This window comes from Bacillus sp. 179-C3.3 HS, assembly GCF_047229225.1.
Taxonomy (GTDB): domain Bacteria; phylum Bacillota; class Bacilli; order Bacillales; family Bacillaceae; genus Bacillus.
Window position 1 is genome coordinate 1 of sequence record NZ_JBFEFT010000050.1, and the last position, 1,220, is coordinate 1,220.

At 40.8% G+C, this 1,220-nt stretch carries 1 protein-coding gene; it reads left to right on the top strand.

What is annotated here, in order from left to right; genetic code table 11:
* Positions 1–87: 87 nt before the first annotated feature.
* Positions 88–1,220, top strand: a protein-coding gene (locus AB1K80_RS17140; protein ID WP_412858145.1) for an IS3 family transposase whose coding sequence is annotated in 2 segments (ribosomal slippage) — positions 88–361 and positions 361–1,220 — 1,134 coding nt annotated over the 2 segments. Because the reading frame shifts where the segments join, the coding sequence is not laid out codon by codon here. This gene is flagged as partial in the annotation.

Below are 1,220 nucleotides of genomic sequence, written 5' to 3' on the forward strand. Positions count from 1 at the left end.
CCCCATAAGATGAGACAAATAAAAAACACCTTCAAGTTTGAAAACGGATCGTTGTGATCCGAAATAAAACATGGAGGTGTTTTTTCTATGGGGACAAGAGTGAGTTATCCGGTTGAAGTCAAACAGAAGGCTGTAGAAATGAGATTGGCAGGCGTATCTATGAAAGAAATCATGCAGGAATTGAATATTAAGAACAAGACACAGGTTCAGACATGGGTGAGGTGGCATAAGGCTGGGGATACACACCGGTTCGAACAGCCTGTTGGAAAACAATATTCCTATGGAAAGGGCCCCGAGTACTCTTCCGAATTAGAGAGACTGCAGGCAGAAAATCGCTATTTGAGACAACAGAATGAAGTTTTAAAAAAGTACAACGAATTGGAAAGGAAGTTGATAAGGAAACGTCAATCAGACTGGTAGAAGAATTGTGCAAAACGATGACGGTACAGGACATCTGTGTCCATTTAGGCATCTCACGGACTTCGTACTATAGATGGAAAAAGGATCTGACTCAGAATCATTCTAAAAGACAACTAGAGAAACAGGTCGGCACGTTGTGCCGAGAGCACAAGTATCGATATGGTTATCGAAAAATCACAGCCATACTAAAAATGAGAATGCGTATTAACCATAAAACTGTTCAACGTATCATGCAGAAAAACCAGTGGCAGTGCCGGGTTAAAATGAAAAAGCGTAAGAAGAATGGGCAACCCTATGCCGTGGTCGATAATATACTGGATCGGAACTTTCAGTCTGATCGCCCTCTTGAAAAACTAGTAACGGACATCACGTATTTGCCTTACGGACAGAAACAATTGTACCTTTCCAGTATATTGGATTTATATAATGGAGAAGTGATTGCTTTTACGATTGGTGATAAGCAGGACACAGACTTTATCTTAAACACACTTGATCAGCTCCCGGCACTGCCTGAGAACTGCGTGTTACATAGCGACCAAGGTTCTGTGTATACATCTTACGAGTATCAGAAAGCTGTTCATATAAAAGGCATTACCATGAGCATGTCCCGTAAAGGGACGCCCGCTGATAATGCCTCCATCGAATCGTTTCATTCCTCGCTAAAGTCTGAAACGTTCTATCTTAACAGGATTGATCGAACTACGACCAGCATCGTAGAACGCACTGTCAAAGAATACATTTATTATTATAACAACATTCGTATTCAAACAAAACTAAACAACCAATCACCGATAAACTAT